This is a genomic window from Sphingobacterium sp. IITKGP-BTPF85 (assembly GCF_001006065.1).
Lineage (GTDB): Bacteria > Bacteroidota > Bacteroidia > Sphingobacteriales > Sphingobacteriaceae > Sphingobacterium > Sphingobacterium anhuiense.
On sequence record NZ_ASZT02000223.1, the window covers coordinates 1 to 5,212 of the forward strand.

The 5,212-nt window shown below is 35.0% G+C and carries 2 protein-coding genes and 2 pseudogenes; 2 read left to right on the plus strand and 2 right to left on the minus strand.

Translation table 11 applies throughout. The features are described 5' to 3' along the window. The first annotated feature begins 786 nt into the window (after positions 1-786). A pseudogene (locus tag L950_RS24085) lies at positions 787-1,367 on the plus strand (riboflavin synthase). A 28-nt stretch (positions 1,368-1,395) separates the two neighbouring features. Here the strand turns inward: L950_RS24085 and L950_RS24090 are convergent. Together L950_RS24090 and L950_RS24095 are read right to left on the minus strand one after the other, a co-directional pair. Next, entirely contained in the window at positions 1,396-3,204 is a 1,809-nt protein-coding gene (locus tag L950_RS24090) for a chloride channel protein (RefSeq protein WP_021189328.1), read from the minus strand. A gap of 6 nt (positions 3,205-3,210) precedes the next feature. After that, positions 3,211-4,149: a hydrogen peroxide-inducible genes activator gene (locus L950_RS24095; RefSeq protein WP_021189329.1), complete on the minus strand. Its 939-nt coding sequence runs from the start codon at positions 4,147-4,149 to the stop codon at positions 3,211-3,213. Positions 4,150-4,292: 143 nt separating this feature from the next. Here L950_RS24095 and L950_RS24100 point away from each other — a divergent pair. Continuing rightward, positions 4,293-5,150 (plus strand): annotated as a pseudogene (locus tag L950_RS24100) (S46 family peptidase); the annotation flags it as partial. Between the last annotated feature and the right edge of the window lie 62 nt (positions 5,151-5,212).

Below are 5,212 nucleotides of genomic sequence, written 5' to 3' on the forward strand. Positions count from 1 at the left end.
AAGTCGGATCCTGTGATTCCATAACTTTATTATTACTGGAACGCTGATATTCAACTAAAATGCCTTTCTGAGCATAAAGTGATTGGAAAAAAAGAGAGATAGAAATAGATATATTATACGCATAGTATGGAATAAATGATTAATCTTCAAATTTAAAAAAATGATTGATAATATGGCTATAAAATAGAAAAGCCTGAGAGAATCGAGCGATTTCCCAGGCTTTAAAGTACCTCTTGAAAGAGGTAATCAACCTAAACCTACGTCAAAGGTAAAATATATTTATTATTCTTACAAAATAATTATTTGAACACTGAAAAAATAATAAGGAAATATAGTGTAAAACGATACATTATTTATTATTTATCAATAAAAAATAAAGCTAAAAATACCATTATTGCAACTCTTTTAACCAGTAATAAGATATCAGTATGCCCCATTTGATATGGTGTAAATCCAACACAATAACGTTTTTTGAATAAAAAACAGTGAAATCAAAATAAAACCTATATAATTATAAAAATGACAATATTAAAACCTATAAGATAAATAATATCGCTATAAATAAATAAAGGTTTTCAAACGGGGAGAATGAAAACCTTTAAAACCAATTATAAACCTAAATTATGATGCAACAAAGATAGTGTATATATTACACTATAACAAATTATTTATTCTTATTGTTTTTAATAATATTAAATTGTAGTGATTTTACTACAATTTAGAATGATTCTAAGTGTTTTTATATCCTCAGATTATCTTTATCTTTGTATAAAATCAGAAAAACACATGTTTACAGGAATTATAGAAACCTTAGGAAAGGTCAAAGATATTGTCAAAGAAGATACAAATATTCATTTGTATATCGAGAGCCAGATTTCCAATGAATTAAAGATAGATCAAAGTGTAGCCCATAACGGAGTTTGTTTAACCGTAGTTGGAATTGAAGAAAATTTGCATCAAGTGACTGCAATTGATGAAACACTGCAAAAAACAAATCTTCAAGATTTAAAGATTGGCGATGTCATGAATATAGAACGTTGTACGCAGGCCAATGGGCGTTTTGACGGACATATTGTACAAGGTCACGTTGATCAGGTAGCAACATGTATTAACAAACAAGATCAAGATGGAAGTTTCGTATTTACATTTCAATATGATCCAAAGCTTCAGAATATCACAGTTGAAAAAGGATCTATTACAGTAAACGGGATTAGCCTGACTGTAGTTAACTCTAAAATTGATCAATTTCTGTCGCAATTATCCCCTACACAATTGAACACACAAACTTAAAAAATGTAGAAGTAGGTACAAAAGTAAATCTGGAATTTGATATCATAGGCAAATATGTATCAAAATTATGGCTTTGAGAGGTTAATCTCAAAGCCATATTTCATGTTACTCCAAATAATGTCCTTGTCGCATCAGCAATGCCCTGTACTTATTAAAGACACTTGATTTTGATACAAAGCCGAGGTAATTCCCATCCTTATCAATCACTGGTAATATCCATACATCATCTTTTTTCATCTTAAGCATGACCGACTCCATATCTTCTTCATGTATTTTAACAAGATCAGTAGGTGTTTCCGCTAACTTACTAAAAGGTTGGTCGATACCTTCCTCCTCACCCAACAAAATAGAAAATAAGCGTTCGCTATATAAGATACCTAGCAATTTGCCCTTTTCAGTAACAATAGGAAAAATATTACGCTTACTGTGAATAATATCAGATTGTCTCATTTTAGGAGTTTCTTCAGGTCTTAGTATGACAAAATTAGTTTCTAAAACATACCTTACCTTCATCATACTCAATACAGATCGATCCTTGTCCTCGTAAGACAGCAAGTCTCCTGAATCAGCTAAAACTTTCGTATAAATAGAGTATTTCAGTATCGATCTATTAATTAAATATGAAATGGAAGTGACAAGCATTAGCGGTACCATCAATCCGTACCCTCCAGTGATTTCTGCGATTAGAAAAACACCTGTCAATGGTGCATGCATGATTCCACTCAAGGCGCCGGCCATGCCGACCACTACAAAGTTAGGAACATTCAATTCTGTTATTCCTGTCAGATTGACTCCATAAGCAAAAGCAAAGCCCAATAGCCCGCCCATCACCAGACTAGGACCAAAAACACCGCCGTTTCCACCACCATTAAGGGTAAACAGAGCGGCAAATGATTTAGCAAAAAGAGTTAAGACCGAATAAGCTAATATTACAAGCCCGATATCCTGATAATCTGCAAATAGACTATTCTTAACAATGGCATTAAATTGACCATTCAATATTTGCTGAATCGCAATATATCCTTCTCCGTAAAGAGCAGGGAAGATAAAGATCATCAACCCCAATGATATGCCACTAACCCACACCTTATTGTAAGGATTTTTAATATTAGTAAACCAATTCTTGACAATACTGCTGATTTTCGCAAAATAAACAGAATATCCACCAACCAATAAAGCTAACAATAAGTAGAAAAATAGTGCTGATACCTCCCACTCTGTACTAAAAGTGTGAAATAGGGGTTCACTATACAATGATTGTGCAACTACCGATGCCATTGCAGCCGAAATCAGTAACGGAATAAGCACCGGAATAGAGAATTCCGGTAATAAAATTTCGATGGCGAACACCATCCCAGCTAAAGGGCTGTCAAAAGCGCCTGCGATACCAGCTGCAGCCCCACAAGCCAATAGCATCGTCACCTCTTTATATTGCAAGCCAAAAAATCGCCCCGTATTAGATCCGATGGCAGATCCACTCATCGCAATAGGTGCCTCTAATCCACAAGATCCTCCAAACCCAACGGTTATAGCCGAGGTGACTATCTGCGAATAGACATTGTGAACAGGAATCTGACTCGATTTTCTGGAAATGGCATAAATAATCGGTGTTATACCGTGCTCAAGATGTTTTGCCTTTAGCACCTTACGCACATACAAGACACTCAAAAGAATACCTAATAATGGGAAGAATAAATAGAATGAATATTTATAATGCCAATCCACATCATCCTGTAAGGTCGAAGCAATAAAGTGCGTTAATGCTTTTAACACAGAAGCAGCTATACCACCTATAATCCCGACTACAAAAGCTAAAATAATGATAAAGTTTCGATTCGAAATTTTATGCATCCGCCAATGATTAAGCGCATCTAATTTTCTATTAAGCCTGCCTCTTAATGTTTTACTATTCATTTTATATTATTGAAAACTTAGAACCTCTTTCTTTTTCTTTGATTTAAACTTCTCCGGTATTGCTTCCATAATCTCACGCGATAACGCTTCAATAGCTTGTTTTTTGACAAAATTCTGTGTTGTTACAAGACTTATTTCACGGACAGGTTCCGGAGCTTTAAAATAACGAATCCGGTTTAGCTGATCTTCATTATAATCTACAATAGATAATTCGGGTAATATTGTAATTCCCGAATTGATATCCACCATCTTTTTTAAAGTCTCTACACTCCCGGTATTATATTCAAAACGACCAGAACTATCATAATTATGTTTATGATGGCATATGTTTAATACCTGTCCACGCATACAGTGACCTTCATTCAATAACCAAAGCTTATCCTCTCCGATATCATCAGAGCTCAACATCTTTTTACCGAAAAGCGGACTGTTTTCCGAAATATATGCCACAAAGTTTTCATAAAAAAGTGGCTTTTCAATTATTCCTGCTTCATGTAATGGTGTCGATAAGATCCCGCAGTCCAAAAGTCCTACTTTCAACTCGTGAACAATTCTTTCGGTGGTATACTCCCAAATTTGTAATTGCATTTTGGGGTATTTATCCATAAACCGTGTTAGAACCGTCGGTAACAAATAAGGGGCTATCGTCGGAATCACTCCTATACGTAACTCTCCGTCCAATTCACCATTTTCATTTTGGACAATCTCCAAAACTTTTTTACTTTCTATCAGAATAATACGAGCTTGTGCAATTATCTTTTCTCCAATTTCAGTAGGAATTACAGGTTGACGGCTTCGGTCAAAAATTTTAACTCCAATAGACTCCTCCAGTTTCTGGATTTGCATACTTAATGTGGGCTGTGTTACAAAACATTTTTCGGCAGCGGCTACAAAGTTTCTATATGTATCAACGGCGACTATATACTCTAATTGAATGAGCGTCATCTTATCAATTTTATTTATACAAAAGTAACAAACATATTTCATACCAAATGATCGAATCGTGATCGAAAGATATGTACTTAATATTTTTTATCTTTGAGCTTCGATCGGACAGAACAATCCTATTTAATAATATATAAACAAACATGAAGTTACTGAATACAAAATCCTGGAGTTTACTCCTACTTTTAGCAACAGCTGCCCCTACTATCCATGCGAAATCTCCTGACGAAGGAATGTTTCCTCTTAGCGAATTGAATAAAGCGGGATTGAAAAATGCGGGACTAAAAATAAATGAAAAGGATATCTATAATCCAGGAAAAGTTGGACTAGTTGATGCTTTAGTACAAGTAAGCGGATGTACGGGTTCATTTGTATCAGGAAGTGGATTGATCATCACGAACCATCACTGTGCATTCTCAGCAGTACAGCTTGCGAGTACTCCCATCAACAACTATCTTAAAAATGGTTTCGTAGCACAGTCACATGAACAAGAAATTGAAGCAAGAGGACTAACTATACGTATTACAGACTCTTACGAAGATGTTTCTGAGAAAATTCTGGCGGCAGTTGCACATATCACGGATCCATCCGAAAGAATAACAATTATTAAGAAAAAGCAACAAGAACTGGTAGAACAGGCTCAAAAACAGGATCCAACGATCAAAGCTGAAGTTTCTGAAATGTTTATCGGTAAGACATATGTACTATTCCGATATAAAACAATTGAAGACGTACGCCTAGTATATATTCCTCGTCAAAACATCGGAGAATTTGGAGGTGAAACCGACAACTGGATCTGGCCAAGACATACAGGAGACTATTCATTCTTACGTGCTTATGTTGGTAAAGATGGGGCATCTGCAAAATATTCAAAAGAAAATGTCCCTTACCAACCGAAGAAGTTTTTAAAAGTAAACCCAAAAGGTGTTAATGAAAATGATTTCGTCTTCATTTTAGGGTATCCAGGTAAAACATTTAGACACCGTCCTGCGCAATATATTCCAAAGCTATCTTCAAGGATATCATTCTCGAAGATGAAAAATATGATATGGTGATCTGCCTC

What these genes read in the sequence shown, in the direction of transcription:
- L950_RS24090 (WP_021189328.1), bottom strand. Translation starts at nt 3,204, where the DNA reads ATGAATAGTAAAACATTAAGAGGCAGGCTTAATAGAAAATTAGATGCG.
- L950_RS24095 (WP_021189329.1), bottom strand. Translation starts at nt 4,149, where the DNA reads ATGACGCTCATTCAATTAGAGTATATAGTCGCCGTTGATACATATAGA.